Annotated in this window: 18 protein-coding genes and 2 pseudogenes; 11 read left to right on the top strand and 9 right to left on the bottom strand. The window is 71.3% G+C overall.

The window, feature by feature from the left end:
• Positions 1-43 precede the first annotated feature (43 nt).
• Positions 44-2,662, top strand: a complete 2,619-nt coding sequence (locus tag QMK30_RS11440; protein WP_283517339.1) for an outer membrane protein assembly factor BamB family protein — start codon at positions 44-46, stop codon at positions 2,660-2,662.
• A 189-nt stretch (positions 2,663-2,851) separates the two neighbouring features.
• Positions 2,852-4,219, top strand: a complete 1,368-nt coding sequence (locus QMK30_RS11435; protein ID WP_283517337.1) for a C40 family peptidase — start codon at positions 2,852-2,854, stop codon at positions 4,217-4,219.
• 224 nt (positions 4,220-4,443) lie between these two features.
• Here the strand turns inward: QMK30_RS11435 and QMK30_RS11430 are convergent, their stop codons facing one another.
• From QMK30_RS11430 to QMK30_RS11410, 5 genes are all read right to left on the bottom strand, one after another.
• Positions 4,444-5,694: a styrene monooxygenase/indole monooxygenase family protein gene (locus QMK30_RS11430; protein ID WP_283517335.1), complete on the bottom strand. Its 1,251-nt coding sequence runs from the start codon at positions 5,692-5,694 to the stop codon at positions 4,444-4,446.
• Positions 5,695-5,773: 79 nt separating this feature from the next.
• Positions 5,774-6,436, bottom strand: a complete 663-nt coding sequence (locus QMK30_RS11425; protein WP_283517333.1) for a GTP-binding protein — start codon at positions 6,434-6,436, stop codon at positions 5,774-5,776.
• Positions 6,417-6,821 (bottom strand): DUF742 domain-containing protein, encoded by a 405-nt coding sequence (locus tag QMK30_RS11420; protein WP_283517331.1) that lies wholly within the window; start codon positions 6,819-6,821, stop codon positions 6,417-6,419. Before QMK30_RS11420 ends, QMK30_RS11425 begins: the two co-directional genes overlap by 20 nt.
• Positions 6,818-7,303 (bottom strand): roadblock/LC7 domain-containing protein, encoded by a 486-nt coding sequence (locus QMK30_RS11415; protein WP_283517330.1) that lies wholly within the window; start codon positions 7,301-7,303, stop codon positions 6,818-6,820. Before QMK30_RS11415 ends, QMK30_RS11420 begins: the two co-directional genes overlap by 4 nt.
• The gene (locus tag QMK30_RS11410) at positions 7,300-10,419 is read right to left on the bottom strand and encodes a sensor histidine kinase (protein WP_502963119.1); all 3,120 of its coding nucleotides are present in this window, start codon (positions 10,417-10,419) and stop codon (positions 7,300-7,302) included. Before QMK30_RS11410 ends, QMK30_RS11415 begins: the two co-directional genes overlap by 4 nt.
• A gap of 389 nt (positions 10,420-10,808) precedes the next feature.
• On the opposite strand from QMK30_RS11410, the gene QMK30_RS11405 reads away from it, so the two are divergent.
• Complete coding sequence (locus QMK30_RS11405; RefSeq protein ID WP_283517329.1) at positions 10,809-11,591, top strand: hypothetical protein; 783 nt, start codon at positions 10,809-10,811, stop codon at positions 11,589-11,591.
• A 142-nt stretch (positions 11,592-11,733) separates the two neighbouring features.
• On the opposite strand, the gene QMK30_RS11400 is transcribed toward QMK30_RS11405, so the two are convergent.
• Positions 11,734-12,240 (bottom strand): MarR family winged helix-turn-helix transcriptional regulator, encoded by a 507-nt coding sequence (locus tag QMK30_RS11400; protein WP_283517327.1) that lies wholly within the window; start codon positions 12,238-12,240, stop codon positions 11,734-11,736.
• Positions 12,241-12,527: 287 nt separating this feature from the next.
• Between QMK30_RS11400 and QMK30_RS11395 the strand changes: the two are divergent.
• Together QMK30_RS11395 and QMK30_RS11390 are read left to right on the top strand one after the other, a co-directional pair.
• Positions 12,528-12,693 (top strand): annotated as a pseudogene (locus QMK30_RS11395) (site-specific integrase); the annotation flags it as partial.
• 221 nt (positions 12,694-12,914) lie between these two features.
• Positions 12,915-13,670, top strand: coding sequence for a glycoside hydrolase family 113 protein (locus QMK30_RS11390; RefSeq protein ID WP_283517326.1), 756 nt, complete (start codon positions 12,915-12,917; stop codon positions 13,668-13,670).
• Positions 13,671-13,760: 90 nt separating this feature from the next.
• Here QMK30_RS11390 and lon read toward each other — a convergent pair whose 3' ends face one another.
• Positions 13,761-16,169: an endopeptidase La gene (gene lon / locus QMK30_RS11385; RefSeq protein WP_283517325.1), complete on the bottom strand. Its 2,409-nt coding sequence runs from the start codon at positions 16,167-16,169 to the stop codon at positions 13,761-13,763.
• Positions 16,170-16,771: 602 nt separating this feature from the next.
• Positions 16,772-17,482 (bottom strand): rhomboid-like protein, encoded by a 711-nt coding sequence (locus QMK30_RS11380; protein ID WP_349362061.1) that lies wholly within the window; start codon positions 17,480-17,482, stop codon positions 16,772-16,774.
• 390 nt (positions 17,483-17,872) lie between these two features.
• Between QMK30_RS11380 and QMK30_RS11375 the strand changes: the two are divergent.
• The 5 genes and pseudogenes from QMK30_RS11375 to QMK30_RS11355 all read left to right on the top strand — a co-directional run bounded on the left by QMK30_RS11375 (position 17,873) and on the right by QMK30_RS11355 (position 24,932).
• Positions 17,873-18,594 (top strand): annotated as a pseudogene (locus QMK30_RS11375) (spermidine synthase).
• A 74-nt stretch (positions 18,595-18,668) separates the two neighbouring features.
• A complete protein-coding gene (locus QMK30_RS11370; protein WP_283517323.1) occupies positions 18,669-19,406 on the top strand; it encodes a response regulator transcription factor in 738 nt (245 codons plus the stop codon).
• Complete coding sequence (locus tag QMK30_RS11365; RefSeq protein ID WP_283517321.1) at positions 19,403-20,479, top strand: HAMP domain-containing sensor histidine kinase; 1,077 nt, start codon at positions 19,403-19,405, stop codon at positions 20,477-20,479. Before QMK30_RS11370 ends, QMK30_RS11365 begins: the two co-directional genes overlap by 4 nt.
• A 258-nt stretch (positions 20,480-20,737) precedes the next feature.
• A complete protein-coding gene (locus QMK30_RS11360) occupies positions 20,738-24,604 on the top strand; it encodes a multifunctional oxoglutarate decarboxylase/oxoglutarate dehydrogenase thiamine pyrophosphate-binding subunit/dihydrolipoyllysine-residue succinyltransferase subunit (protein ID WP_283517320.1) in 3,867 nt (1,288 codons plus the stop codon).
• 142 nt (positions 24,605-24,746) lie between these two features.
• Positions 24,747-24,932 (top strand): DUF6104 family protein, encoded by a 186-nt coding sequence (locus QMK30_RS11355; protein WP_283517318.1) that lies wholly within the window; start codon positions 24,747-24,749, stop codon positions 24,930-24,932.
• Between the two features lie 40 nt (positions 24,933-24,972).
• On the opposite strand, the gene QMK30_RS11350 is transcribed toward QMK30_RS11355, so the two are convergent.
• Positions 24,973-25,803, bottom strand: coding sequence for a hypothetical protein (locus QMK30_RS11350; RefSeq protein WP_283517316.1), 831 nt, complete (start codon positions 25,801-25,803; stop codon positions 24,973-24,975).
• A 157-nt stretch (positions 25,804-25,960) separates the two neighbouring features.
• Here QMK30_RS11350 and QMK30_RS11345 point away from each other — a divergent pair, with 157 nt between their 5' ends.
• Positions 25,961-26,830 (top strand): DUF4097 family beta strand repeat-containing protein, encoded by an 870-nt coding sequence (locus QMK30_RS11345; RefSeq protein WP_283517314.1) that lies wholly within the window; start codon positions 25,961-25,963, stop codon positions 26,828-26,830.

Below are 26,830 nucleotides of genomic sequence, written 5' to 3'. Positions count from 1 at the left end.
TGGCCGACTGAGCGACCCCGGCACGGACCACGGGGGGTGCGCCTTGGAAGCGCTGCGTCAGGACGATCCACGCCAAATCGGTCCGTACGCCGCACTGTTGCGCCTGCGTGAGACCGCGAGCGCCGTGCAGTACCTGGCCCACGGCCCGGACGGCTCCACCGTCGTGGTGGCCGTCGCGCGGCCGGAACTGGCCGGGGTGGCCGCGTTCCGGCGGCGTTTCGCCGCGGAGGCACGGACCGCGGAGCGGCTGGCCGGGGGCTGGGTGCAGGCGCCGCTGGAGTGCCGTAACGACGGGCCCGAGCTGTGGACGGCGAGCGGGTACGTGCCCGCGCTGACCCTGGGCGAGGCCATCACGCTGGCCGGGCCGCTGCCCGAGCGGTCGGTGCGCATACTGGGCGCCGCTCTCGCCGAGACCCTGTCGCGGGTGCATGCCACGGGCGCCGTACTGCACGGCCTCGCCGCCGACACCGTGCTGCTGGCCTCCGACGGGCCGCGCCTGACCGCCTTCGGGGCGCTGGGTGCGGCGGCGCAGGCCGCGGCCGGGCCCGGCGGGCAACTGTCCGTACGGCTCGGTTACCTCACCCCGGAGCAGCTGGCCGGCCAAGAGCCCGGCCCCGCATCCGACCTCTTCGTGCTGGGGCTGCTGCTGGCGTACGCGGCAACCGGCGCGACCCCGTTCTCGGCGGGCCCTGACGCGACGGCCGCCGAACGCATCGCGCATGCCGATCCCGAACTCGGCCGCGTACCCGAGGAGTTGCGGGAACTGATCGGCCGCTGCCTGGTGAAGGACCCGGCCGCCCGGCCCACCCCGGGCTCGGTGGCGGCCGAGCTGGCCCTGGAAGGCGCCGCGGCGCTCGCACGCGACGGCTGGCTCCCCGAACCGCTGGTGACGGCACTCGCGGAGCAGGCCTCCCGGGCGTCCGCGCCGGAGGCGGGTGAAGCGCCGGAGGCGGGGGAAGCGCCGGAGGACCGGCGGGCGGTGGCCGCGGTGGCAGTTCAGGCGCCGGCCCGGATCGAGGTACCGGCCCGGATCGAGGTACCGGCCCGGATCGAGGCGCCGACTCAAGACCAGGTGCCCGCCCAGGACCAAGTGCCCGCCCAGGACCAGGTGTCGGCGCAGACCCCGGCGCAGGCGCAGGACGCCGGGCGGGTTCCGGCGCAAGCGCCGGTGTCGCATCAGACGCTGCCGTTGGTACGCGCTGCCGAGGAGCCCGCGCCCGCCCCCGCGCAGGTGGCCGCGCCCGCCTACATCCGGCCCGAGCGGCCCGTCCTGCCTCCCGCGCTTCCCCCGGCCCCGCGCCCGGCCCCGCGCCCGGCCCCAGCCGCGGGCGCAGGCGCGGGCGGACCGGGCCGATCCGGTGGCGTGGACCGCCGGTCCCTGCTCACCGGGGTCGTGGCGGGCGCAGCGGGGCTGGTCCTCGGTGGGGGCGGCGTGATGGCCTTCGCCTCGGACGACCCCGCGCCCACTCCCAGGCCCGCCCCCAGGCCGCCGACGCCCAGCAAGCGGCCGTTGCCCGGCCTCTATCAGGCGCCGCGCTGGGCCTACCAGCACCCCGTGTCGGAGCCGCCCGGCACACCGGGCGCCATGATCTGGCGGGACCGCGTGCTGTTCGTACCCGGCGGCAAGCAGACGGTCGGCGTGGATCTGCGCACCGGCCGGCAGCTGTGGGAGCAGCCGGACGCCTCCGCGATCCACCTGCCGGTGGCCGTCGACGACGAGCTGTGCCTGGTCGTGACCGACAGCGAGTTCCTGTGGCTCTCGGCGAAGGACGGCAAGGTCGGGCACCGGGTCCGCTACGCCGAGGCCCTGGTGAAGGGTGACCGCCTGCGGATCTCGAACGTGGCCGCCTCCGACGGGCCCGTCGTCTGGTTCACCGGGCTCACCAGGAAGACGACCGGCAAGAAGCCCCGCGAACGGGCCTACCTGTTCGCGTACGACATGGCGGCGCGCGAGGAGCTGTGGCGCACGCCCGTACCGCACGAGCACAAAGCCAACGGCCCGCGCTACGACGCGGTCGCCGTCCGCCCCGAGGGCATCCTCGTGCGCCAGGACACCGAGTCCCTCACCCCCAAGCAGAAGAAGAAGGCCAAGAACAAGGCCGCCTTCATGCTCTTCGACCGCAAGAGCGGCAAGCGGTTGTGGAGCAGGCCCGTCGGGCCGCTCAAGCCGGACAGTACGGTCATGGGCGCCGGTTCCTCGGACCTGCTGTACGCGTCCGTGGGCGACGATCTGCACGCCTACGACACCCGCACCGGGAAGCGGAAGTGGCAGCTGGGCGGTACGGCCCCGCACGCGTTCGCCAAGGGAACACTGCGGGACAGCACGCTGTACGCGGCGAACTCCTTCCACGACGTGTACGCCGTGAACGCGGCGACCGGCGCCACCCTGTGGAAGCGGTCGACGGAGGGCGTCGGGCCGCGCGAAAGACCGCGTGTTGTGCTGTCCACGACCGGCAGCACCGCGCTCGCGGTCGAATCCACCCAGGTCACGGCGTTCTCCGCGGAGGACGGCGGGCGGCTGTGGAAGTTCCAGGACGCGGGGGTCCGCAAGCCGGACGACGGCAAGGACAAGGTCGCGCCCGCCTACCGGGCGCTGGCCGCGGGGAGCGGGCTCGCCGTGGTCTGGCGCGACCGCACGTACTACGCGCTCGAAGTCGACTGAGGCGGTCGGGGCGGCGGGGTGACTGCACGCCCCGCGTTCTGAGCGGGGAGGCGCGCCGGAGGTGCGGCGCCTTCCCCCTCGACGGGTGACCTGGTTGCCCCAACCCGCCCACTCACCAGGTCACCCCGTCATCGTCGGCGCATCATCGCCGTGAGCCGGACTGTCCGGCCCGCAACCGGAGGTGATGACGTGCCAGGAAGGCTCTCCCAGTCCGTACGGACGGTGGCGCTGGCGGCGGCCACGGTGTTCGCGGTGGTGCCCGCCGCGACCGTCGCGGTCGCGGCCCCCCTGGAGCCGGTGCCCGGTGTGCCGGGGGAAGTGGTGCCGGGTGAGGACGTACCGGGTGGGTCCGATGCGCCGGGTGAGTCTGATGTGCCTGGCGTATCCGATGGACCGGGTGTCGGCGATGCGCCCGGCCCTTCCGCCGCTTCCGACGCCTTCGGTGTGCCCGCCGCTCCCGCCGCGTCCGACACCGCGGACCGGTCCGACCCGCTCGACGGGTCCAGGAGCGTCGCCGAGTTGCTGACGGAACTCCGGCGGCTGTACCAGCAGGCCGAGGAGGCCGGCGAGACGTACAAGGCGACCGACCAGGCGGTCAAGGAGCAGCGGCGCGAGGTCAAGAAGGTGACCTCGGGACTGTCCAAGCTCCGGTTCACCCTGGCCGGGAGCCGGGGCACGGCGGGCCGGCTGGCGCGCGAGCAGTACCAGGGGCGCACCGAACTCTCGCCCTATCTACGGCTGTTGCTGGCCAAGGACCCGCAGTACGCCCTGCACCAGGGGCATGTGCTCCAGCGGGCGGCCGACGACCGGGCCGCGACGATCTCCCGGTTGGAGAGCGGCGAGAAGCGGGCCGTCGAGCTGGCGCGGACCGAGCGCCGCGCGCTCGGCGTGCAGCAGGCACTCGCCAAGAAGCAGAAGGAACAGCGCGACGCGGTGGGCGTGCGGCTCAAGAAGGTCGAGGCGCTGCTCGCCTCGCTGACCGAGGACCAACTCGCGGACCTGGCGGTGCTGGAGACGCGGAGCACGGGTGCGGCGCAGCGGGAGCTGGTCACCTCGGGCGCGCTGGGCAGCGCGGCGGCGACGGCCAGGCCACCGTCCAAGCAGGGCGGCGAGGCGGTGGAGTACGCCGTACGGCAGCTCGGCAAGCCGTATGTGTGGGGCGCGGAGGGGCCTGCGTCCTTCGACTGCTCGGGGCTCACCTCGCAGGCGTGGGCGCATGCGGGGCGCACCATTCCGCGGACCAGTCAGGAGCAGTGGCGGCAGCTGCCGAAGGTGTCGTTGCGGGCGCTGCGGCCGGGGGACCTGGTGATCTACTTCCCCAAGGCCACTCATGTGGCGATCTACCTCGGCAAGGGGATGGTGGTGCAGGCCCCGCGGCCGGATACGCGCGTCAAGGTCTCGCCGATCGCGTCGAATCCACTGCTCGGCGCGGTGCGGCCGGATCCGCTGATGAAGTCGCTCGACGCGGGCGCCTATGCGCCGCCGGCGCTGCCTCGGGAAGCCGTCGGTGGCGGGTCTGACGCGGGGTACGGGGAGGTGGGGGCGCCGGGGGCGTGACATTCCCCTACCCGCCCCTTCCCGCTGCTGACATGGTGCGGCTGCCGCCACGTGACGGGGCTCCGCCCCGGACCCCGACCCTCGAACGCCGGACGGGCTGAGAGGGACGGGGTGGGCCAGGCACGCGGGGATTCCCGAAGCGGCCCGGGCGCGCGTGGCCTGCCGGACCGGCTGAAATGAGCCGGGCGGGCCCAAGTGACCTGGGCCCGCCCGATAGCCATCAGTCAGGAACGGGGGGTCAAGGCCTCCGTCGCCTCCTTCAGGTACGCGTTCGTCCTGTCCGGCTCGTAGAAGAAGTTCTCGAAGTCCGAGGGGTCGTTGAAGCCGTTCGCGAAGCGGTCCGCGACCGGCGGCAACTGGCCCGCCGCGCCGATCAGGTTCAGCACGTGCTCCGGCGGAACGCCCAGCATGGCGTTCGTCCACTTGGTGACGTGCTGGGCCTTGTCCCAGTAGCGGTCGAACGTGGTCTGCATCCAGGACTCGTCGAACGCGCCGTCCCCGTGCGAGACGATCGAGTCGAGGTACGACGCGGCGCACTTGGCAGCCGAGTTGGAGCCCTGCCCGGTGACCGGGTCGTTCGCGACCACCACATCGGCGACGCCGAGCACCAGGCCGCCGCCCGGCAGCCGGCCGACGGGGTTGCGGACCGTCGGGGCGTACCGGCCGGCCAGTGTCCCGTTGGCATCGGTCAGTTCGACCTTCGTGGCGCGCGCGTACTCCCACGGGAGGAACTGTTCCATGAGCTCCAGCGTGAGCGCGAGGTGCTCCGAGGGGTTCTTGACGCCCTTGAACGCGTCGACGGGGCCGCCGGGGACGCCCTCCCAGAAGAGAATGTCAGCCCGGCCCGACGTGGTGAGGGTGGGCATCACGAACAGCTCGCCGACCCCCGGCACCAGGTTGCAGCGCACCGCGTCGAACTCCGGGTGCTCCGGGCGCGGGCCGAGCCCGTGCACGTACGCCACGGCGAGTGCGCGCTGCGGAGCGTCGTACGGGGAACGCGACGCGTCCCGACCGAACATGGAGACCAGCTCGCCCTTGCCCGCCGACACCATGACCAGGTCGTACGTACGGGAGAAGAAGTCCAGGTCGGAAACGGCCGCGCCGTGGATGACCAACTGTCCGCCGCGCTGCGCGAACGTGTCCATCCAGCCCGCCATCTTCACGCGCTGGTCCACGGACTGGGCGTAACCGTCCAGCTTGCCGACCCAGTCGACGGCACGCGAGGAGTCCGGCGCGGCCACCGAGACGCCGACGCCCTCTATGAGGGGGGCCTGCGACTCCCAGAAGTTGATCTGGAGGTCGCGCTCGTGCTGGAGCGCGGTGTCGAACATGCACTGCGTCGACATGACCCGGCCGGTCCTGATCTCGTCCGCCGTGCGGTTGGACATCAGGGTGACCTCGTACCCGCGGGACTGGAGCCCGAGGGCGAGCTGAAGCCCGGACTGGCCGGCTCCGACTATGAGTATCTTCCGCATGGCGGGTTCTCCGTTACGTGTGACCTGCTGCGTGTGACGTACTGCGTTTTGCGTACTGCGTTTCGCGAATGGCGGGTGGTTACTCGGGGCTGGCGGCAAGCGCGTGGCCGACCAGGGCCAGCAGTGACTCGACGACCTTGATCCGGTTGCGCGCGTCCATGATCACCACCGGTATGTGCGACGGCACCGTCAGGGCCTCCCGCACGTCGTCGACCTCGTACCCCGGTGTGCCTTCGAAATGGTTCACAGCGACGATGTACGGCAGCCCGCAGCTCTCGAAGTAGTCGAGGGCGGGGAAGCAGTCCGAGAGCCGCCGTGTGTCCGCCATGACGACGGCGCCTATCGCACCCCGTACCAGGTCGTCCCACATGAACCAGAAGCGCTGCTGACCCGGCGTCCCGAAGACGTACAGCACGAGATCGTCGGCCAGGGTGACGCGGCCGAAGTCCATCGCGACGGTGGTGGTGAGCTTGTCCGGCGTCGCGGAGAGGTCGTCGATCTCCTCGCCGGCGGTGGTCATCACCGCCTCGGTCTCCAGCGGGGTGATCTCGGAGACCGCCTTGACGAAGGTGGTCTTGCCGACGCCGAAGCCGCCCGCGACCACGATCTTCGTGGCGATGGGGGCCCGGGTGCGGTCGGTCTGCCAGTCCCGGGCGCCGTCCTCCGCCTGGGGCGGCAGCGGCTGCACCGGTATGGACGGTGTCTCGGAGACGGCAGGGACGTCAGAGACGACGGAGTCCACTCATCACCCTTTCTAGCAGCGCGCGGTCGGGCTGGCCGGTGCCGTGCCCGGTCCCGTACACACGGATCTTTCCTTGGTCGGCCAAGTCGCTGAGCAGCACGCGCACCACGCCGAGCGGCATCTTCAGCAGCGCGGAGATCTCCGCGACGGTGCGCATCCGGCGGCACAGCTCGACGATGGCCCGCATCTCCGGCATGACGCGCTGCAGGCCGCCGCCGGTGAGCTCGCGCCGGTCCTCGGGCCCTTCGAGTGCGGCCACGAAGGTCTCGACGAGCAGCACGTGCGTGAAGCGGGTACGGCCGCCGGTGAGCGAGTACGGGCGTACGCGGGCGGGCCGACGGCCCTCGCCCCGTACCGGGAGTTTGACGGTGTGTGACGTCGTCACAGGGCGCTCTCCATCGATTTGCGCAGCTCGCTGCGGAGTTCGGGGGTGAGGACGTGACCGGCGCGGCCGACGAAGAGCGCCATGTGGTACGCCACGACGCTCATGTCGCAGTCGGGCGTGGCATGGACGCCGAGCAGCGAGCCGTCACTGATCGACATGACGAATACGCTGCCGTCGGCCATCGAGATCATCGTCTGCTTGACGCCCCCGCCGTCCATCAGCTTCGCGGCGCCCTGGGTGAGGCTGGCGAGGCCGGAGACGATGGTGGCCAGGTCCGCGCTCGACCCCTTGGGGCCGTCCTGCCGGGCGAACGCGGCGGCAGGGCCGACGGCCCGCTCCGGGTCCGAGGACAGGAGCAGCAGCCCGTCGGAGGACACGACGGCGACCGAGAGGAGACCCGGCACCTCCTCCACGAGATTGCTCAACAGCCAGTGGAGATTACGGGCTTCGCTGCTCAGTCCGAATGTGCTCGATGCAGTCAACTACGGGCCTCCTCAACGGTGTCCCCCTCGGTCTCAGTACGGTCCCCGTTGGTTGAACTGCTTGAGATCTCTGCTTCTACGTCGCGCCGGCCCTCGTTGGCACCCTGCTGGAAGCCACCGAGACGCCGCCGCAGGGCGTCCGCGTCGACGCTGCCGGTGCGGGCCGCGGGCTCCGCGGCGCCGGACTGGAGCACCTTGGGGGTCCGCTTGGGAAGCCCCTTGTCGGTGACCCGCTCCCACGGGGTGGGGGCGGACGCGTCAGCGCCTGCATCCGTATCCGTGGCCGATTCCTGTACGGACGCAGACGCAGAGGCAGATGCGGACGAGGGTACTTCGGCCTCGAAGCCCGCGGAGTGAGGCTCCGCGGGCGTGCTCTCGATCACCGTCGGCACGGCGGGCTCAGCGGCCTCAGCGGCCTCGGTGGGCACCTTCGGGAGCCGCATGGTCCAGGTCGGTTCGTCGATCAGCGGCTCATCGGCCAGCGGGTCATCAGCCGGGCCTTCGTCGGCCAATGGCTCGTCCTGCGGGACGTTTCCGTCACGGACACGCTCGTGCGTGTCGGGCCCGATGGCGTACGGATCGAAGGCCGCCGCCGCGGCACGCTCGCCCCGGGTGCGGGCATCCAGCTCAAGGTCCGTGTTCTCGTGCACCGGCTCGGGACCCGGGTCGATCTCGGACGACTTCGGCGCGTCCGTCGTATCCGAGCCCTGGCGCACCGGAGCGGAGTCGGTCACGCTCCCCTCCTCGGCCAGTCGCACCGCCGCCACCTCGCGGAGCGTCCGCTCCGCCGCTGTGACCAGCGGGTCCTCGTCCACGGCCTCGGGCGCCGCCGGAGTGCCCGGCGTCGCCGAACGCCCCGGCAGTGCGTTGGAGTTCGCCTCCGCGACCGAGCCCGGCAGGTTCAGCGCCGGCGCGTCCCCCGCGACCGTCACGCTCGGCGGCGCGGCCACCGACGGTGCGGTGGGGAGCAGCGCACCGGGCAGTACGACCACAGCGGCGACCCCGCCCTGCTTCTGCTCCCGCAGCCGTACCTGTACGCCGTGCCGCGCGGCCAGCAGCGCGGCCACGTGCAGGCCGATCCCGCCGTCGGTGCCTTCCCCGGGCTCGTACGAAGTCGGTTCGGTGAGGCGCGCGTTCAGCTCGGCGATCCGGGCCTCCGGCATGCCGATGCCCTCGTCCTGGACGGAGAGCATGACCTCGCCGTTCTCCAGCAGCCAGCCGGAGAACTGGACCTTGGAGTCCGGCGGCGAGAAGGACGTGGCGTTCTCCAGGAGCTCCGCGAGGAGGTGGCTCAGGTCGTTCGCCGCGAAGCCCGCGACGTGGGAGTGCGGCGGCAGCGACTGGATCGCCACCCGCTCGTACCGCTCGATCTCGCTGACGGCGGCGCGCAGTACATCGACGAGCGGCACCGGGCCCGCATGGCCGGGTCCCTGTTCCGTACCGGCCAGGACCAGCAGGTTCTCGCCGTGGCGGCGCATCACGGTCGCCATGTGGTCGAGCTTGAAGAGGGTCGAGAGCCGCTCGGGGTCCTGCTCGCGCTCCTCCAGGCCCTCGATGACGCCCAGTTGGCGCTCGACGACGCCCAGCGTGCGCAGCGAGAGGTTGACGAAGGTGGAGTGGACGGTGTGCCGCAGCCGCTCCAGCTGTGCGGCGGCCTCGGCCGCCTGCCCCTGGAGTGCGGTGCGGTCGGCGGCGAGGCTCTCGCGCTGGCCGATCAGGTGCGTGCGGTCGGCGGCGAGCTTCTCGGCGCGGGCGCCGGTCTCGGCCAGCCTGGCGTGCAGCGTGTTGAGGGACCGTACGACCTGGGCGAACTCGTCGTTGCGCCCGGTGAAGCGGATCGGCTCGACGGCCTCGGGGCCGGCGGCCTCCCCGGCTTCGGCGCTCGCCGGCTCGGGCTCAGCGGCCAGCCGGGCCGCACCGAGCCGCAGTACGGCCAGCGGCTGGGTGAGCGTACGGGCGACGGCCGTGCTGACGCCGACCGCGATGATCATGAGGAGCCCGGCCAGCGCGATCCGGATCTCCAGCGCGGTGACGTCGTCGTCGCGCAGCAGTTCCAGCCGCTGGACCTGCGCCGAGCCGAGCGAGGACTCGACGCCGCGCATCAGGTCGATACGGGCCGACAGCGCGGCCTCCGCCTTGCGACGGTCGGTGCCGAGCTCCGAGTTGGAGAGCTGGGGCTGGTCGGTGAGGCGGGCCAGGTACTGCTCGGCCGTCCTGACCTCGCTGCCGGTGACCGTGGTCTTGAGCGACTGCCGGGACTTGGGCCCCGCGGCCTGGTCGAAGTCGGCGAGGGCGGCGAGTTCACGTACCCGCGACTGCTGAGCCGCGGCGCTCAGCGCGTTGCGGGTACGGGCGCTCTCGGAGGTCTTGCTCTCCTGTATCGGCACCAGGAGCCCGGTGATGGGGTCGACGCGGCTGCCGGTGTTCTCGCGTGGCACGGACAGCGCGGCGATCAGCAGCCCCCGGGTGGCTGCGGCCTGCTCGACGGCCTGGCCGAGCGCGGAGGGCGCGCGGGTCGCCTCGGCGGCGCGCGGCGGCGTCCTGTCGGCGAGTTCCTCGGCGAGGTCCTGCAGCTTCTGGATCGCCTCGGTGTACGCCTTGTGGGCCTCCAGCGCGGTGCCTTCACCGGTGAGGGCGTCCCTGCGAATGCCGGGGATGCGGGCGAGGTCGCGGCGCAGCGAGGCGGGGGCCGCGGCCTCTATCTCGTCCAGCTGCCGGTCGACGCGCGCGCTGCGGCTGGACGAGAGGGCCTTGGCGGACTTGTTCGCGCCGGATTCCGCCCCTGCGCCCGCGCCTGAGCCCTCGTCCCCCTGGTCCGGGTCGCCTTGGTCCGCGTCAGCCTCTTCGCGCCCGGCCGCGATGTACGCGGTGACGTCGTCGCGCTCGTCGGAGAGGGAGTGGGCGAGGGTGACGGCCTGCCGGTTCAGCTCGGCGAGGGTGACCAGGCTCTGGGACTCCGAGAGTTCGGAGGAGGCATGGAAAATGGCGGGCGCACCGGCCGCGAGGACGGTGACGCCGACGACGGCCACGCCGGCAACAAGCCGACTGCGTACCCGTACGGTGCGTTCGGTCCGCTCGCCATTACCGCTAACGCCCCGAGGCCGCTTCTTCTGCACCGGTGCTCGCAATCTTGCTCGACTCGTCTTGCCCATGTGGCCGAGGTGACGCCTGGTCACACAAGAGAGCGCCCCCACCCAGGAACGGCTTCAGACCATTCCAGTGCTTTTGGGAGGGAGGCGCGCATCAACCACTCCGCCACCCGAACGAGTGAACAGCACTCCGGAGTTGGCGAACAAGTCTCGAACAGTCCCGCTCAACGGCCGCGCGGGGCGCCGGTTGGAACTTCCGCGCAGGCTTTGGCAAGATGCGCCCCCGCAGCTTCCCGGAGCCCCTCATTCCGGGCGATATTCACCCCTCGGGCTGCCGGTACGAGCCGACCGGGGCCGCGCGGGTGACGTCGGGCCCGCCGCCCGGCCCCTCGCCCGGCCTCCCGCAAACTGGATCCATGCGCATCGAACTTGCCACGGCCCCCGGCGATCCCGAACGCCCCAATGAGGACTGGGTCGCTGTCGCCCTGCCCGCCGCCGGTCAGGGCGGGGCCCTCGTACTGCTGGACGGGGTGACACCCCCGGCGGGCGACGACGGTTGCGTGCATTCGGTCCCGTGGTTCACCGCACGGCTCGGTGGCGCACTGCACCACTTGTCCGCTTCTCGACGGGATTTGACCCTCCGTGAGATCCTCGCGGAGGCGATCCGGCGCACCTCGGACGCCCATCGTCACACCTGTGATCTTTCTCACTCACGCACGCCTCAGGCGACGGTGGTCATGGCGCGCTGGGGTGCGGACCAGGTCGAACATCTGGTGCTGTCCGATTCGGCGCTGCTTCTGGAGTCCCCGGACGGCACGGTCCGCGCGGTGCTCGACGACCGGCTCGACCTGGTCCCGCCCGAGGTGCTCGCCTCGCACGCCGCGACCGACGCCCTGCGCAACGCGCCGGGCGGCTTCTTCACCGCGGCGGCCGATCCCGAGGTCGCGGCGCGCGCCGTGGCGGGGGCGGGACCGCGTGAGCAGGTGCGTACGGTGGCGGCGCTCAGCGACGGCGCGGGCCGCTGGGTCGAGACCTTCGGCGAGGGCGACTGGGCCGACTGCCTGGGCCTGCTGCGCAAGGAGGGCCCGCAGGGCCTGATCGACCGCGTACGGGCCCTGGAGGACGCGGCGGCCGAGCCGGGCGTCGTGCGTCGCGGAAAGAAGCACGACGACGCGGCAGTGGTCTACGCGGAGCTCTGAGTGACCGCCGCCTGCCGGTCCGGCCGCGCCCGGCGGCCGTGCGGGGCTCAGCTCCGGGTCCGGCGGCCGTGCGGGGGTTGCCCCTCTCCCCGGTGGCCGCAGTCACCCTCGCCCCGGCCGTCCGAAGGGCCCGGCCCCGCCGTCAGCTCTCGGCCCGGCTGTTCAACTGATGCAACAGCCGGGCGAGTTCGGCGACCTCCAGGCGGTCCCAGTCGGCGAGCTTGCGTACGTACCGCGCTCGGCGTGCGTCCCGTACCCGGCGGAAGCGCTCGCGCCCCCCGTCGGTCAGCGCCACGAGCGAGGCCCGCCCATCGGCCGGGTCGGGCTCGCGGGTCACCAGGCCGAGGTCCTCCATCGCGCGCAGCTGCCGGCTCATGGTCGCCTTGCCGACGCCGAACCAGGCGGCCAGCTCGGTGGCCCGCTGCCGGTCGGCCTCGTCGAGGCGTACGAGCAGCCCGTACGCGGCGGGCTCCAGCTCGGGATGGACCTCGCGGGCCATGTCGCCGGACGCGGCGCGGGCCCGGCGCAGGAACACCGCCAGCTCCCGCTCCAGGGACAGGAATTCGTGGTCCACACCACCGCTGCCGGCCTCCCCCTCCGGAGCCCGGCGGCCGCCCACTCCCCCACTTCCGTGCACGTCAGCACTCATCGCGAGCTTTCCCCATCGTGAAAGTTTCCTTCAGCGACGGCCGTTGCCGCAGCGCGGCCAGTATTTCGCAGGCGTGGACCAGCGGCGGTACCCAGACCCCCTTCCGTGGCCCGGGGCGCGAAGGACCCCCGGCGCACGGGCGCCGGGGGTCCGGTCGGTACGATGCGCAGCACGCCGAGGTCACGCGCCGCAGAAACGGTGTACGGCCCCACCGCGCCGTGACGCGGCGCACAGCCCGCGCGGAAGAGCGCTCGCCAAGCTCACCGCCAAAAACGTCCGCAAAGTACTGCTCCAAGCAGCTTTCGCCGCTGCCCCTGGGCCTACGTGCGCTCCGCACTCGAGTCCGCCTTGCAGCATGCGGTACGCGAGGAGGAGATTCCGCGAAACGTCGCCCGCAACGTCCGCACCAGCACACCCCGCCGCCGCTTCGAACCACTAACGACCCCCGGGGCAATGGCGCGCGGGCTCCCGACGCCCTGCGACTCCGCCTCCGGCGTTGTCGTCGGTCGACGACGCTCCGCGTCGCCTCCCTCCTCCGCCTTGGACGCGAAGCCGCGTGACGCCACTCGCTGATCCACGCCCTATTACCCCCGAGGTCGTAACCGCCGCGGCTGAGTGTCGCCGCGGAGGTCGCGGCCGGGGTTGGGCTTGAGGTCTGGTTCGCGCCCTTCCCGGTGGACCTATCAGCCGAGGAGATGCTGCCGTTCTTCGCGGACTGCGCGCAGCGGGCCGAAGCGGTACGGGTGGGCGGGGCCGAGGTCGTATTCGTTGCCGGGTGCGAGATCAGCAGCTTCGGGAACGGGTTCATTCCCGGTGCGACGTACGGGGATCGCCTGGGCGCCATGGCCGGCGCCGACATGGACTGGTGGAGGTCGCTCGGGCCCGTGCTGGAGCGGCTCAACGGGTTCCTTCGTGAGGCTGCCGCCGTCGTACGGGAACATTTCGGCGGCCGGATCACTTACGTCGCCGGGCCCTGGGAGTTCATCGACTGGGGGCCGTTCGACCTCGTCGGCGTCGACGCGTACCGGGCCGCGTACAACACCGAGACGTTCCGCGCCGAGATCCGCGAGCACTTCAAGCACGGCAAGCCCGTCGCTGTGATCGAGTACGGGACGTGCGCGTACCGGGGCGCGGCCGAGCGCGGTGGCATGGCCTGGCAGGTGCCGGAGGGTGTGGTTGCGGACGAGGGTGAGCAAGTCCGTTACTTCAACGACCTCTTGGATGTCTTCGAGGAGGAAGGCGTGGACACCGCGCTCTGGTTCACCTTTGCCGGGTTCGGCAAGGTGGGCGAGCTGGACGCGTCGTCGTACGGCGTGGTGCGCATGCTCGACGAGATGCCGGAGGCAACGCCGAGCGGGGCCCGAGGAGAGACGCGCTGGGAGCCCAAGGAGGCGTTCCATGCCGTGGCCGCGAGGTACGGGCAGGGCTGAGGTGGGGACGGAAGACGAGGAGCCGGACATGTGTGTGCCGAGGAAACCCCGTCCGGGTCCCTCGGCACACACATGTCACGCCCTACGCCCCTACGCCGCGACCCGGACCTTGATCTCCGTCCCCGCCGGGGCCAGCGCGATCTCCAGGACCTGGCGGACATCCGTCACCGGGTGGACCTCCAGCTTGTCCAGGATCTCCGCCGGTACGTCGTCCAGGTCCGCCTCGTTCCGCTTGGGGATCACCACCGTGGTGATGCCCGCCCGGTGCGCGGCCAGCAGCTTCTGCTTCAGGCCGCCGATCGGTAGGACGCGGCCGGTCAGGGAGACCTCGCCCGTCATCGCCACGTCCGTACGGACCGGGCGGCCAGAAAGGAGCGAAGCCAGCGCCGACGTCATGGTGATGCCCGCGCTCGGGCCGTCCTTGGGGATGCCACCCGCCGGGAAGTGGATGTGCACGCCCCGGTCCTTCAAGTCCGCGACCGGCAGCTCCAGTTCGGCGCCGTGCGAGCGCAGGAAGGAGAGCGCGATCTGCGCGGACTCCTTCATGACGTCGCCCAGTTGGCCGGTCAGGGTCAACCCCGCGGCGCCCGTCTCCTCGTCCGCGAGGGACGCCTCGACGAACAGCACGTCGCCGCCCGCGCCCGTCACCGCGAGGCCCGTGGCCACGCCGGGGACCGCCGTGCGGCGCTCCGCCGGGTCCTGGGCGGACTCCGGGACGTGGTGCGGCCTGCCGATGAGCCCCCGCAGGTGCTCGTCGGCGATCGTGAACGGGAGTTCCCGCTCGCCGAGTTCGTGCTGCGCCGCGACCTTGCGCAGCAGCCGTGCCACCGAGCGCTCCAGGTTGCGTACACCCGCCTCCCGGGTGTACTCCCCCGCCAGCTTGCGCAGCGCGGAGTCGTCGAGGGTGACCTCGCCGGGCTCCAGGCCCGCGCGCTCCAGCTGGCGCGGGAGCAGGTGGTCGCGGGCGATGACGACCTTCTCGTCCTCCGTGTAGCCGTCGAGCCTGACCAGCTCCATGCGGTCGAGCAGGGCCTCCGGGATGGCTTCGACGACGTTGGCCGTGGCGAGGAAGACGACGTCGGACAGGTCGAGTTCGACTTCGAGGTAGTGGTCGCGGAAGGTGTGGTTCTGCGCCGGGTCCAGGACTTCGAGCAGGGCCGCGGCCGGGTCGCCGCGGTAGTCGGAGCCGACCTTGTCGATCTCGTCGAGGAGGATGACCGGGTTCATCGAACCGGCCTCCTTGATGGCGCGGACGATACGTCCCGGGAGAGCGCCGACGTACGTACGCCGGTGTCCGCGGATCTCCGCCTCGTCGCGTACGCCGCCGAGCGCGACCCGGACGAACTTACGCCCCATCGCGTGCGCGACGGACTCGCCCAGTGAGGTCTTGCCGACGCCGGGCGGGCCGACCAGGGCCAGCACCGCGCCGCCGCGACGGCCCCCGACAACGCCGAGGCCGCGGTCGGCCCGGCGCTTGCGCACCGCGAGGTACTCGGTGATGCGCTCCTTCACGTCGTCCAGGCCCGCGTGCTCCGCGTCGAGGATCGCCTTGGCGCCCTGGACGTCGTACTGATCCTCGGTCCGCTCGGTCCACGGCAGTTCGAGGACGGTGTCGAGCCAGGTGCGGATCCAGGAGCCCTCGGGCGACTGGTCCGAGGAACGCTCCAGCTTGTCGACCTCCTTGAGGGCGGCCTCACGGACGTTCTCGGGGAGGTCGGCGGCCTCGACACGCGTCCGGTAGTCGTCGGACTCGTCCTCGCCATCCTGACCGTTGATCTCGCGCAGTTCCTTGCGTACGGCGTCGAGCTGGCGGCGCAGCAGGAACTCGCGCTGCTGCTTGTCCACGCCCTCCTGCACGTCCTTGGCGATGGACTCGGCGACGTCCTGCTCGGCGAGGTGCTCGCTCAGCCACTTCACGGCGAGCTTGAGGCGGACCACCGGGTCGGCGGTCTCCAGCAGCTCCACCTTCTGGGTGGTGGTGAGGAAGGGCGAGTAGCCGGAGTTGTCGGCGAGCGCGGAGACGCCCTCGATCTGCTGGACGCGGTCCACGACCTGCCAGGCGCCGCGCTTCTTCAGCCAGCTGGTGGCGAGCGCCTTGTACTCGGTGATCAGCTCGGTGACGGAACCGGGCAGGGGGTCCGGGACGCTCTCCTCGACGCGGTTGCCCTCGACCCACAGGGCCACGCCGGGTCCGGTCGTTCCCGCGCCGACCCGCACACGGTCGACGCCCCGGATGAGGGCGCCGGGATCGCCGTCGGAGAGACGGCCGACCTGCTCGACTCTGCCGAGGACACCGGTCCCCGCGTACGTGCCGTCGATTCGAGGAACGAGGAGCACCTGCGGCTTGTTGCCACTGGAACGGGCGGCGGCCTGTGCGGCCTCCACCGCGGCGCGTACGTCAGGTTCGGACAGGTCCAGGGGCACCACCATTCCGGGCAGCACGACCTCGTCGTCGAGCGGCAGCACGGGCAGGGTGAGTGGATTGGACGTCGATGCCATGATCTCCCCTTGGGCAGTGAAGTTGAGCTATGCCGACTCAATGCTGGGGAGCGGCCGAATGTTCCCGAGCGTGCGTTCGCTCTGAGCGATCAGGACACGGTGGTCGCAGAGGCGACTCCCCAAGCAGCGCACGTAAGGGCTGATATCTATAACTAGCCATTACCAAACAATCGGGAGTGCGGCATGTCCGGGGCCACACCACCGCCGATATCGTCCGCACCTGGTTCGACGGCTGGGTCGTGTCCCGGGGCACGGCGGATCCCCTGCCCCGGCCCTGGGGCCTCACGGTCGACGTCGGCCCCCGCACCACGCCACCCGGCATGTCATGACCGACGCCGACGGGGCGACGGTCCGCAAGCTCGCCGAGGCGTACGCCGCCCCGGCCGCCTGCCTCAAGATCTTCCTGGAGCCGGAGATCGTCGCGCCGTGGCTCGGCCCGGGGTGGGTATCCGACGGTCCCGGCTGGCTGACGACGAACACCCTGAGCCCGTCGAGCGCCGAGACTCCCGCCGACTACACACTCAGGTCCTGGACGCGCGGCGGCGTCATCCGCGTCCTCGTCGTCGCCCCCGACGGCGGCTTCGCCGCGCGCGGTCAGCGTGTCAGTCGGGAACGCGGGCCCGGCGTCGTACCAGCGGCCAGAACGCCACACCGAGCAGCAGGGCCAGTGGATGGCCCCAGTTCGTCAGCGGGTCCGTGAACGCCAGGAGGTCCTGGAGCAGCATCGCTCCGACACCGGCCAGGACGGCCCACCGCACCCACGGCGTCAGCAGCCCCGCCAGGGCGCCGACACTCGCCATCAGGCCGAAGCTGATGCCGTAGTCGAACCGGTGCAGCGAACTGTCCGGCAGATGCCCCACCAGCACCGAAAGCCCGACCGGGACCTCGGTGGCGAGCGTCGCCACCACATGCCCGAGCAGGAACACCCCCGCCGATCGCAGACCGCCGACGCGGCGCTCCAGCGCGGTGAGGACGAAGACGAACCCGACGGCATACGGCGACGCGAGGCCACCGGCGACCCACAGGGCGCTGGCCACCAGGACGAGCAACGGGCTCTCGGTGAGGTGCGCGACATCGGTGCTGGACCCCCGCAGCGCGTCCGAGACGGTCGCCGGGTCGGCGTACTCGGCGAACAGCGAGGTGGCGATCAGGACCAGCGCGTAGGAGAACGTGAAGGGGGTGCCGACGGGGGTGGGAAGGAGCCGCCAGCGGCGCCAGGACCGCCGCCGCCCGGCGGCGGGCGCGGATACGGAGGCGGGCGCGGGCGCCGTCCGCTGTCCGGGGATGCCTACCAGCAGGACGTCGGAACGCACCGTCCTGTTCCCGGTCGGCGCTGCGCTCCGCACTGGGTGGGGCCCCTTCCGCCATCGTGTCTCTTCCGCGGCCCTAACGGGTCTCACGACCTCGGGGGCGATGGCGCGCGGGCTCCCGACGCCCTGCGACTCCGCCTCCGGCGTTGTCGTCGGTCGACGACGCTCGCTGATCCACGCTCCATTGCCCCCGAGGTCGTTACCTACGGACAACGCTCACCCTCGACGATCAGCTCCTGCCCCGCCTGTGCCGTACATCACATGAGGCAACCTTCACGCCTCGCCGTGCGTAGGCGTACGAGCCGGGCGCCCGAGCAGCGGGTCCGGGGGCGGATTCAAGTCAATGTCGCGATCTTCTCCATCGCCGTACAGGCTTGAAATCGAGCCGCGAGGATGGCGGCCGTGCCCGAAAGCGCGCCACCCGTCACCCTCGACCGGAGCGAGGGGCCGTACGGCGAGGTTGTTCCGCGGGAGCGCGGGGAGCGCCACGAGATCATCGCCAACGGGTGCTTCCTGACGGGCACTTCCGACGGGCGCTCCGAGCGGCGCCTGCTCGATGCCGCCCTCGACGCGCTTCCCGCCGACCGGCCGGCCCCCGCGCCGCTCATCGGCGGCTGGGTGTCGGCTTCTCGTTGGCGCGGGCCGCCGTGCAGTCCCGGTGGGGGCGGATCGTGGTGGTCGAGCGGGAGCAGGCCGTCCTCGACCGGCATCGCGCAGGGCCGCTGAGCAGGATCTCGGGGGTGGCGCTCGGCGATTCCCGGTGCGACATCATTCACACCGCCCTTGTGGATTACGTACGCAAAAGCCGGATTGTCCGCCCCGCTTCGCCCTTCGATACAAACCGCGGCACACACGACGCGCTCCGCCTGGACATCGACAACGGGCCGGACTGGACCGTGACCGACGACAACGACGCTCTCCACTCTCCGCTGGGACTCGCGGGACGCATGGGGCTGTTGAGGCCAGGGGACATCCTCGCGGTCTGGTCGGCGCGGCCGTCCGCCCTCTTCGAGGACTCGATGCGGAATGCCGGATTCAACTTGGTTAGGGCCGAAGAGATCCCAGTTGCCCGGGGCGTGCCTGACGTGGTCCGTCTTGCCGTTCGCCCTGCGTAGCCGGGATGCCTTCACTGCCTCTACGCTGCTGCCCTACACACGGGATCTAGCCGGAGAACTCCCAGGGGCGGGCGATGGAGCAGACACACACCAGCCACAACGGCCTCGCGGCCACTCCCGGCGCTCAGCGCCGGGTGCTGGTCGTCGAGGACGATGCCACGATCGTCGACGCCATTGCCGCGCGGCTGCGTGCCGAGGGCTTTCAGGTCCAGACGGCAGTCGACGGCCCTGCGGCCGTGGACGCGGCCGAGGCATGGCAACCCGATCTGATGGTTCTCGACATCATGCTGCCGGGCTTCGACGGCCTTGAGGTCTGCCGTCGCGTCCAGGCGCAGCGCCCAGTGCCGGTCCTGATGCTGACGGCCCGCGACGACGAGACCGACATGCTGGTCGGCCTCGGGGTCGGCGCGGACGACTACATGACCAAGCCGTTCTCCATGCGCGAGCTGGCGGCCCGGGTGCACGTACTGCTGCGCCGGGTGGAGCGGGCGACCCTCGCCGCATCGACTCCGCGCACCGGAATCCTGCGCCTCGGCGAACTCGAGATCGACCACGCGCAGCGCAGGGTCCGGGTCCGCGGTGAGGATGTACACCTGACGCCCACCGAGTTCGATCTGCTCGTGTGCCTGGCGAACACGCCGCGGGCCGTGCTCTCGCGCGAACAGCTGCTCGCCGAGGTGTGGGACTGGGCGGACGCGTCGGGCACCAGGACCGTCGACAGCCACATCAAGGCACTGCGCCGGAAGATCGGCGCGGAGCGGATCCGTACCGTGCACGGTGTGGGGTACGCACTGGAGACTCCGCCCGCATGACACGGCAGGGGAACGGGCTGCGGCCCTTCTCGATCAAGACCAAGCTCGGCACACTGGTGGTCGTCTCGGTCTTCATCACCACCGGCCTGATCCTGGTGGCGCTGCGCACCAAGACGGAGCTGCGCTTCATCACGGTCTTCTCGGTGATCGCCTCGATGCTGATCACCCAGTTCGTGGCGCACAGCCTGACGTCGCCGCTCGACGACATGACGACGGTGGCCCGGTCCATCGCGCACGGCGACTACACGCGGCGGGTGCGCGGCGCCGGGCGCCGCGACGAGCTGGGCGACCTCGCCGCCACGATCAACCGCATGGCGGACGATCTGGAGGCCGTGGACCGGCACCGCAAGGAGCTGGTCGCCAATGTCTCGCACGAGCTGAGAACCCCCATCGCGGGGCTGAGAGCCGTGCTGGAGAACGTCGTGGACGGGGTGTCCGCGGCGGATCCGGAGACGATGCGTACGGCACTGAAGCAGACGGAGCGCCTCGGTCGGCTCGTGGAGACCCTGCTGGACCTGTCGCGCCTCGACAACGGCGTCGTACCGCTGAAGGCGCGGCGCTTCGAGGTCTGGCCGTACCTCTCGGGCGTGCTCAAGGAGGCGAACGTACTTGCCTCCCAGCGCGGTCTGGCGTCGGGCTCGGGCAGCCACACGCGCAGCGACGTCCATCTGCACCTGGACGTCTCGCCGCCCGAGCTGACCGCGCACGCGGACGCGGAGCGGTTGCACCAGGTCGTCGCCAACCTCCTGGACAACGCCGTCAAGCACTCCCCGCCGCACGGCCGGGTCACGATCCGGGCCAGGCGCGGACCGCAGCCGGAGAGTCTGGACCTGGAGGTGCTGGACGAGGGCCCTGGAATCCCGGAGTCCGAATGGCACCGGGTCTTCGAGCGCTTCAACCGCGGCAGCTCGCCGTCCCCGCACGGTCCGGGCAGTGACGGCGGTACGGGTCTGGGCCTCGCCATCGCCCGCTGGGCGGTGGATCTGCACGGCGGGCGCATCGGAGTGGCCGAATCCGCTCGGGGCTGCCGGATCCAGGTCACCCTTCCGGGAAGCCCGCGGCCGACCAGTTGACGTAGGGTTCGAACCGGAAGGCCACGTTCTGCGTGTCATCCACAGGGGGGTACGGCCCAGTGGGCCGTAGCCACGGTCCGGCCTATCCGGACCACAGCGGAACCATGCTCGTTTCCCGCCAATCCACGCGCCGAAACCAGCACTGCAATGTGACTTACGCGACGGATGCCCGCCCGGCCTGCACCTGTCGGCCGGGGAGGCGTAGCCTTTATTTCCGCTGTCCATCACCTTGCGAAGCGGAAGAGGGCGGTTCACGCCGTGTCGTCTCAGTCCCCCAGTAGCTCGAGCATCTCGACCGACCAAAACGGGCAGGGAAAGAACCCTGCCGCTGCCTTCGGTCCCAATGAGTGGCTCGTCGACGAGATCTATCAGCAGTACCTCCAGGACCCGAATTCGGTCGACCGCGCCTGGTGGGACTTCTTCGCCGACTACAAGCCAGGCTCCCCCAGCGCGGCGGAGAAGCCTGCCACCGACGGGGCCGAGGCCACCACCCCGGCCGCCGCCTCGGCCCCCGCGGCCCAGGCCGCACCCGCGCCGGCCGCACCCGCGCCGGCCGCACCCGCGCCGGCCGCACCTGCTGCGGCCGCGCCCGCCGCGGCCGCGCCCGCCCCTGCGGCGAAGCCCGCGGCAGCAACACCGGCGCCCGCCAAGCCCGCCGCCGCTGCTCCGGCAGCCGCCAAGCCCGCCGCGACCGCTCCAGCGGCGAAGGTCCCCGCGGACAAGCCCGTCGCGGACAAGGCCGCCGCCGAGGCGCCCACCGGCCCCGAGCTGGTCACGCTGCGCGGTCCCGCCGCCGCGGTCGCCAAGAACATGAACGCCTCGCTGGAGGTGCCCACGGCCACGTCCGTGCGCGCCGTCCCGGTGAAGCTGCTGTTCGACAACCGCATCGTCATCAACAACCACCTCAAGCGCGCCCGGGGCGGGAAGGTCTCCTTCACGCACCTCATCGGGTACGCGATGGTGCAGGCCATCAAGGCCATGCCGGCCATGAACCAGTCGTTCATGGAGAAGGACGGCAAGCCGACGCTGGTCAAGCCCGAGCATGTGAACCTGGGCCTGGCCATCGACCTGGTGAAGCCGAACGGCGACCGCCAGCTCGTCGTCGCGGCCATCAAGAAGGCCGAGACGCTCAGCTTCTTCGAGTTCTGGCAGGCGTACGAGGACATCGTCCGCCGCGCCCGCGCGAACAAGCTGACGATGGAGGACTTCACCGGCGTCACCGCGTCGCTGACCAACCCCGGCGGCATCGGCACCGTCCACTCCGTGCCCCGCCTGATGCCCAATCAGGGCCTCATCCTGGGCGTCGGCGCGATGGACTACCCGGCCGAGTTCCAGGGCACGTCGCAGGACACCCTGAACAAGCTGGGCATCGCCAAGGTCATGACGCTGACCTCGACGTACGACCACCGGGTCATCCAGGGCGCCGCCTCCGGCGAGTTCCTGCGGATCCTCGCCAACATGCTCCTCGGCGAGAGCGGCTTCTACGACGACGTCTTCGAGTCGCTGCGCATCCCCTACGAGCCGGTCCGCTGGCTCAAGGACATCGACGTCTCGCACGACGACGACGTCACCAAGGCCGCGCGGGTCTTCGAACTGATCCACTCCTACCGGGTCCGCGGCCACGTCATGGCCGACACCGACCCGCTGGAGTACCGCCAGCGCAAGCACCCCGACCTCGACATCAATGTGCACGGGCTCACGCTGTGGGACCTGGAGCGCGAGTTCGCCGTCGGCGGTTTCGGCGGCAAGTCGATGATGAAGCTGCGCGACATCCTCGGCGTCCTGCGCGACTCGTACTGCCGCACGACGGGCATCGAGTTCATGCACATCCAGGACCCGAAGCAGCGCCAGTGGATCCAGGACCGCGTCGAGCGCCAGGGCACCAAGCCCGAGCGCGAGGAGCAGCTGCGCATCCTGCGCAGGCTGAACGCCGCGGAGGCGTTCGAGACCTTCCTGCAGACGAAGTACGTCGGCCAGAAGCGGTTCTCCCTGGAGGGCGGCGAGTCCGTCGTCCCGCTGCTTGACGCCGTGATCGACTCGGCCGCCGAGTCGCGTCTGGACGAGGTCGTCATCGGCATGGCCCACCGCGGCCGGCTGAACATCCTCGCCAACATCGTCGGCAAGTCGTACGCGCAGATTTTCCGGGAGTTCGAGGGCAACCTCGACCCGAAGTCGATGCACGGCTCCGGTGACGTGAAGTACCACCTGGGCGCCGAGGGCACCTTCACGGGTCTCGACGGTGAGCAGATCAAGGTCTCGCTGGTCGCCAACCCCTCGCACCTGGAGGCCGTCGACCCGGTCCTGGAGGGTGTCGCCCGCGCCAAGCAGGACGTCATCAACAAGGGCGGTACGGACTTCACGGTCCTGCCCATCGCCCTGCACGGCGACGCGGCCTTCGCGGGCCAGGGCGTCGTGGCCGAGACGCTCAACATGTCGCAGCTGCGCGGCTACCGGACCGGCGGCACGGTGCACGTCGTCATCAACAACCAGGTCGGCTTCACCGCCGCCCCCGAGGCATCACGTTCCTCGATGTACGCGACCGACGTGGCCCGCATGATCGAGGCGCCGATCTTCCACGTGAACGGCGACGACCCGGAGGCCGTGGTGCGCGTCGCGCGGCTGGCCTTCGAGTTCCGCCAGGTGTTCAACAAGGACGTCGTGATCGACCTCATCTGCTACCGCCGCCGCGGTCACAACGAGGGCGACAACCCGCAGTTCACCAACCCGCAGATGTACACCCTGATCGACAAGAAGCGCTCGGTGCGCAAGCTCTACACCGAGTCCCTCATCGGTCGCGGCGACATCACGCTGGAAGAGGCGGAGCAGGCGCTCCAGGACTTCCAGGGTCAGCTGGAGAAGGTCTTCGCGGAGGTCCGCGAGGCCACTTCGCAGCCCGCCGCCGCGCCGGTCCCGGACGCCCAGGCCGAGTTCCCGGTGCACGTCACCACCGCGATCTCGCAGGAGGTCGTCAAGCGGATCGCCGAGTCCCAGGTCAACATCCCCGACCGGGTCAAGGTGCACCCGCGCCTGATGCCGCAGATGCAGCGCCGCGCCGCCTCGGTGGAGGACGGCACGATCGACTGGGGCATGGGCGAGACCCTCGCCATCGGCTCACTGCTGATGGAGGGGGTGCCGGTCCGCCTGTCGGGCCAGGACACCCGCCGCGGCACCTTCGGTCAGCGCCACGCGGTGCTCGTCGACCAGGAGACCGGCGAGGACTACACCCCGCTGCTCTACCTCTCGGAGGAGCAGGCCCGCTACAACGTCTACGACTCGCTGCTCTCCGAATACGCGTGCATGGGCTTCGAGTACGGCTACTCGCTCGCCCGGCCCGAGTCACTGGTCATGTGGGAGGCCCAGTTCGGTGACTTCGTCAACGGCGCGCAGACCGTCGTCGACGAGTTCATCTCCTCGGCCGAGCAGAAGTGGGGCCAGACCTCCGGCGTCACGCTGCTCCTGCCGCACGGCCACGAGGGCCAGGGCCCGGACCACTCGTCCGCGCGCCCCGAGCGCTTCCTCCAGATGTGCGCGCAGAACAACATGACGGTCGCCATGCCGACTCTGCCGTCGAACTACTTCCACCTGCTGCGCTGGCAGGTCCACAACCCGCACCACAAGCCGCTCATCGTCTTCACCCCGAAGTCGATGCTGCGGCTGAAGGCGGCGGCGTCAAAGGCGGAAGAGTTCATCAACGGCGGGTTCCGCCCGGTGATCGGCGACGAGTCGGTCGACCCGGCCGCCGTCCGCAAGGTCGTCTTCTGCGCCGGCAAGGTCTACTACGACCTGGAGGCCGAGCGCCAGAAGCGCGGCAGCACGGACACGGCGATCATCCGTCTGGAGCGCCTGTACCCGCTGCCGGGCAAGGAGCTCCAGCAGGAGATCGCCAAGTACCCGAACGCCGAGAAATACCTGTGGACGCAGGAGGAGCCGGCGAACCAGGGTGCGTGGCCGTTCATCGCGCTCAACCTGATCGACCACCTCGACCTGGCGGTCGGCGCGGACGTCCCGCACGGCGAGCGCCTGCGCCGCATCTCGCGCCCGCACGGCTCGTCCCCGGCGGTCGGTTCGGCGAAGCGTCACCAGGCGGAGCAGCAGCAGCTGATGAACGAGGTCTTCGAGGCCTGATCACGGCTGTTCGTCCCCAGGACGCTTCCGTAGGACGCGAAGGAGGGCCCGGCCGTATCCGGGTATCACCCGCTGCCTGGCGGGACCCGGGGGAGGTCGTAACCTGGCCGGGTACACCCACGTCACCCCACCGGAGCATCCCTTGTACTTCACCGACCGCGGTATCGAGGAGCTGGCCAAGCGACGCGGCGAGGAGGAGGTCACCTTCGAGTGGCTCACCGAGCAGCTGCGTACGTTCGTCGATCTCAACCCCGACTTCGAGGTCCCGGTCGAGCGTCTCGCGACCTGGCTGGCCCGGCTGGACGACGACGAGGACGCGGACGAGTAGTCCGGGGAGCCCCGGCCGGTTCGGGGAGCCGCGGCGGGGGCTACTGCCGCCGCCCGCGCACCCGGTCGTAGAGCAGCCCCAGGGCCCCGTGGACCACCAGTACCGTCCCCGCGACCACCCAGCCCCCGCCGCGTCGCCGCAGGCCCCACAGCGTCAGCGGTACGCCTGCCGCCAGTTGGGCCGCGCCGAGCAGGCGGGCCTTCGGGCCTCGGAGCCAGGGGCCCAGTGGGCCGGCGTCGACCACGTCGAGTTCCGCGCGGACCGCGTCGCGCCAGCCCGACCACTCCACCGTCTCCGTGCCGGCCCGCACCCGGACCGCCTCGCGCAGCCGGTCGGCGGGCTCGCCGGGGGTGAGGCCGGGCGGCAGGTGCAGGCCCGAGCCGACCAGCACCGCGAGCAGACCCAGCAGGCGGGCCCGGCCGTCGGCGTCGGGATCGGGAAGCGTGAGCGGCTCCAGCGCCTGTACGTCGAGTACGGGGTCGAGCCCGAGCCGGGCCGCGAAGGTCCGCATCGCCTCGTCCTCGCCGAGCGGGGTGCCGTCCGCGAGCCATACGTAGCCGACCGGCCGCCGGAAGCCCGAGGCGAGCGTGAAGCCGGCCCGGTCGGCGTCCCACCACAGGCCGAGGACCGGCCAGGTGACGCCGACGGCCAGCGCGGCGGCCCAGCCCGCGACGACCGCGTCGACCGGTTCGCCGCCGTCCAGCCAGGGCTTGCCCTCCGGCACCAGCACGCTCCACCGGCCGTGCTCCGCGCCCGCCGGGGCCAGCAGCAGCCGTTCGCGCAGCAGGTGCGCGGCGGGGCGCACCGCATCGGGGTCGGCCCCGCACAGCAGCAGCGCTCCCACGGTTCCGGTTCCGGGTGTCGCGTTCATACCCTTACGCTAGGGCACTTTGTCGTTCTTGGGAGGGTATGAGTGGGCCACTCGCCCCCGAGCCGCCTTTACCGCCTTGACTTCGGCGGTCCGCGATATATCGTGTCTCCCAAGAGACGCGATATGTTGCGTCGAGCCGACCGAGGAGGTCAGCACCATGACAGATCAGACGCGGGCAGTCGCCGAGCCTGAGAAGTTCACCTTCGAGGGCACGGTGACGGCGCTCAATGTCCGCATCGTCAACGGCACGGTGAACGTCGTCGGGTCCGACGAGGGCCCGGCCCGCCTGGAGGTCTCCGAGATCGACGGCCCGCCCCTGATCGTGACCCGACAGGACGGCACCCTCACCGTCGCGTACGAGGACCTGCCCTGGCAGAACCTCCTGAAGTGGCTGGACCGCAAGAGCTGGAGCCGCAACGCGGTCGTCTCCCTCACCGTCCCCGTCGGCGCCTCGGTCGAGGTGGGTGTGGTCGGCGCGGGCGCGGTCGTCTCCGGGATCAGCGGGCGCACGGACGTGCGCGGCGTCACCGGTGACACGACCCTGGTCGGCCTGTCCGGCGCCGTCCATGCCCACACGGTCTCGGGCAACGTGGAGACCCAGGGCGTCACCGGCGACCTCCACTTCAAGTCGGTCTCCGGCGACCTGACCGTGATCGAGGGCGCCGGTGCGTCCGTACAGGCCGACTCGGTCAGCGGCGACATGGTCATCGACCTCGACTCCTCGGGCCGGCCCACCGACATCAGCCTCACCACCGTCTCCGGCGAGGTCGCCATCCGGCTGCCGCGCCCGGCGGACACCCGGGTGGAGGCGAACACCACGAGCGGCAGCGTCTCCAACGCCTTCGACGACCTGCGGGTCAGCGGTCAATGGGGCACCAAGAAGATCACCGGCACACTCGGTGACGGCAACGGCAAGATCAGGGCGGCGACCGTATCGGGATCCATCGCGCTGCTGCGCCGCCCGCCGACGGAGAAAGAGCCCTTCGACGCGCACGCCGCACCCCCCGCCGACAAGAAGGTGCTCTGA

Origin of the sequence: Streptomyces sp. H27-C3 (genome assembly GCF_030063415.1) — a bacterium.
GTDB lineage: Bacteria > Actinomycetota > Actinomycetes > Streptomycetales > Streptomycetaceae > Streptomyces.
The sequence above is the reverse complement of the archived record's forward strand: the minus strand, read 5'-3'. Positions and strand labels throughout refer to the sequence as shown.

What these genes read in the sequence shown, in the direction of transcription:
- QMK30_RS11365 (WP_283517321.1), top strand. Translation starts at nt 19,403, where the DNA reads ATGACACGGCAGGGGAACGGGCTGCGGCCCTTCTCGATCAAGACCAAG.
- lon (WP_283517325.1), bottom strand. Translation starts at nt 16,169, where the DNA reads ATGGCATCGACGTCCAATCCACTCACCCTGCCCGTGCTGCCGCTCGAC.
- QMK30_RS11345 (WP_283517314.1), top strand. Translation starts at nt 25,961, where the DNA reads ATGACAGATCAGACGCGGGCAGTCGCCGAGCCTGAGAAGTTCACCTTC.
- QMK30_RS11350 (WP_283517316.1), bottom strand. Translation starts at nt 25,803, where the DNA reads ATGAACGCGACACCCGGAACCGGAACCGTGGGAGCGCTGCTGCTGTGC.
- QMK30_RS11405 (WP_283517329.1), top strand. Translation starts at nt 10,809, where the DNA reads ATGCGCATCGAACTTGCCACGGCCCCCGGCGATCCCGAACGCCCCAAT.
- QMK30_RS11370 (WP_283517323.1), top strand. Translation starts at nt 18,669, where the DNA reads ATGGAGCAGACACACACCAGCCACAACGGCCTCGCGGCCACTCCCGGC.
- QMK30_RS11430 (WP_283517335.1), bottom strand. Translation starts at nt 5,694, where the DNA reads ATGCGGAAGATACTCATAGTCGGAGCCGGCCAGTCCGGGCTTCAGCTC.
- QMK30_RS11400 (WP_283517327.1), bottom strand. Translation starts at nt 12,240, where the DNA reads ATGAGTGCTGACGTGCACGGAAGTGGGGGAGTGGGCGGCCGCCGGGCT.